The organism is Rhizobacter sp. P2_H2 (genome assembly GCF_056403375.1).
Genome location: NZ_JBFUFP010000756.1, coordinates 1 through 2,697 on the forward strand (window position 1 = coordinate 1; position 2,697 = coordinate 2,697).

The following is a 2,697-nucleotide window of genomic DNA, read 5'->3' on the forward strand; positions in this document are numbered from 1 at the left end:
CTCCCGAAGCGCCTCGAGCGCCGGCATCCGGCGCGCCCGCCCGTCGGTGACGATCTGGTCGATGTCGTTCACCGCGCACCATCCGACCCGGCTCGCCTGCCCGAGCTTGCCGTGGTCGGCCAGCATCACCCGCCGCTTAGAACAGGCCACCATCGCCCGCGCCACCTCGGCCTCGCGGTGCTCGTAGCTCGTCGCGCCGTGCACCGCATGCAGCGATACCGGCGACAACAACGCCACGTCGGCATGGTGGCGATGGATCTCGGCCACGGTCTGCTCGCCGTAGGTCGCGCCGATGTCGGCCACCGGGCGCCCACCCAGCAGGATCACCTCGTGGCGCCGCGCGTCGGTCGCCACCAGCTTCATCGCCACATCGAACGAGTTGGTGATCACCGTCAGGCCGCTCAGCGACGCCAGTTCCTCCGCCAGCGCCGACACCGTGCTGCCCGCATCGAGGAACAAGGTCTGGCCCGGCCGCAGCAGCCGGGCCGCAGCGCGCGCGATCGAGCGCTTCTCCGCCAGGCGCACCTTGATGCGCTCGCCGATCGGCGCTTCCGGCTCCGGAGCGGTCGCGACGACCCCCCCGTGCACGCGCCGCAATTCACCCGTGGCCTCCAGCGCCATCACGTCGCGGCGCACCGTCTCGCGCGAAACGCCGAGATCGCTCGCGATGCGCTCGGTGCTCAAGCGCTGGAAGTTCGCGAGCAGGTCGCGCAACCGCTGGTATCGGTCTTCCTGCAACATCGGTTCAAGGGCTCCTCGATCGCGTCAAGACCTGCAGCAGCCAGGCCGACACACCGACGATCAACATGATGCAGGTCGAGAACGCCGCCGCCTGCGATGTGAACCCGGCCTCGTCGAGCCGCATCACGCTCACCGCGCCCAGCATCGTCGACGGCGTGATCAGGAAGATCACCGCCGACAACGTGACCATCGAGCGCATGAACAGGAACAGCGCCACCGTCCACAACGTGGGCCGCAGCGCCGGCACGTAGACGTCGCGCCAATGCCGCCACACACTGCCGCCGAGCGCGCTGCAGGCCTCCTCCAACGCGTCGGGGACCGCGCGCACGCCGCTGGACATCGTCACGTAGGCCTGCGTGTGGTAGTGGTAGAAGTTGCACAGCGCCAGCAGGAGCACCGAGCCGTACAACGCCGCAAACGGCCATTGCGGGCGGTTGAACGCAAACACGTACGACAGGCCCAGCACCAGGCCGGGCACCGCCACCGGCAAGGCGGACAGCAGCGCCACCGCGCGCGCAGGCGCAGGCGGCAATCGCCGCGCCGCCAATGCCAGACCGAGCAGCAGCAGCGTGCCCAGCACCGCGGTGAGCACCGACACCGCCAGCGACGTCCACAGCGGTGCATAGCCGCCCGCCAGCGTGATGTCGTAGTGCTTCAGCGTGAACTCCAGCTTGTAGGGCCACAACCGCATCAGGCTGCCGATCACCACCGTGCCGACCACGCAGGCCAGCGAGCCGGCGATCAGCAGGTTGCCGACAAAGAACGGCACGTCGCGCCGGGCCCATGGCACCGGCCTCGGCGGGCGTGCCGATTCGGCGCCGAGCCCTGCCTGCCGGCGCGCAGCGACATGCTCGATCCACACCGACAGCCCCGCCGGCAGCAGCAGCAGCAGGCCGACCACCGCGCCGAGCCCGAACTTCATCTGTCCGCTCACCTGGTTGTAGATCTCGGTCGCGAGCACCGGATAGTCGCCGCCGATCACCACCGCATTGCCGAAATCGGTGATCGTCACCGTGAAGACGACGAAGGCCGCGCTCAGCAGTGCATAGCGCATGCCCGGCAATGTGATGTCGACGAAGCGCCGCCACGGTGTCGCGCCCAGCAGCTCGGCCGCCTCGTAGTGGCGCGCATCGCCATGCCGGAACGCGGCGCGCAGGATCATCGCGGCCTGCGGCAGTGCGTACATCACGTCGGCGATCAACAGCCCGCTGAATCCGTACACCTCGAGGCGCGCGCCCAGCAGCTTGCCGACCAGCCCGTTGCGCCCCAGCAGGAAGATCAGCCCGAGGCCGAGCACCAGCGACGGCGCCAGCACCGGCAGCGCCAGGCTTGCCCCGATGAAGCGCTTGCCCGGCATCGCGGTGCGCTCGAGCCCGAACGCGACCACGAAGGCGAGCAGCACGGTGATCACGGTCGCCGAGACGCCCAGTACCAGGCTGTGCGCGAGCGCGCGCCACACGCCGGGCGTCTCCCACAGCGCCACCCAGTTCGACACACCGACGCCGCCCCCCTCGTCGAGCAGGCTGCGCCACGCGATCGTCAGCATCGGCACGCCGAAGAACAGGATCAGCGCCGCCAGCGGGATCCACAGGCAGGCGCGCAGCAACCAGCGGTCGAGCGGCGCGTCGATCACCCTGCCACCCACGCGCAATCGGCCGCTGCGATCTGCACCGAGACGGCGTCACCCGGCAGCAACGCCGGACCGGCCGCCGGCAGCTCGGCCAGCAGTTCGCGGCCCCGCCAGCTCACGCGCAGCCGGCGCAGGTTGCCGAGGAAGCTGAGGTCGATCACGCGGCTGTCGCCGTGCGGGTCCGGCGCCAGCACCACCCGCTCGGGCCGTACGCATGCCGCGTCGCCGATCGGATCGCCGCTCAGCAGCTCGGTCGCCGCCTCGCGCACCCATTCGCGCGGTAGCAGGTTGCCGTGCCCCATGAAATCGGCGACGAAGCGGGTACG

Annotated in this window: 3 protein-coding genes; all 3 read right to left on the bottom strand. The window is 70.3% G+C overall.

Annotation, left to right across the window (positions count from 1 at the left end; all coding sequences use genetic code 11):
• Positions 1 to 741 (bottom strand): DeoR/GlpR family DNA-binding transcription regulator (locus tag AC1D15_RS25795; RefSeq protein ID WP_477828236.1); only part of this gene is annotated, 741 nt, incomplete at its 3' end.
• 4 nt (positions 742 to 745) lie between these two features.
• Positions 746 to 2,374, bottom strand: a complete 1,629-nt coding sequence (locus tag AC1D15_RS25800) for an ABC transporter permease subunit (protein ID WP_477828237.1) — start codon at positions 2,372 to 2,374, stop codon at positions 746 to 748.
• Positions 2,371 to 2,697: TOBE domain-containing protein (locus AC1D15_RS25805; protein WP_477828238.1), on the bottom strand; the 327-nt coding region annotated here is incomplete at its 5' end. The genes AC1D15_RS25800 and AC1D15_RS25805, both read right to left, overlap by 4 nt.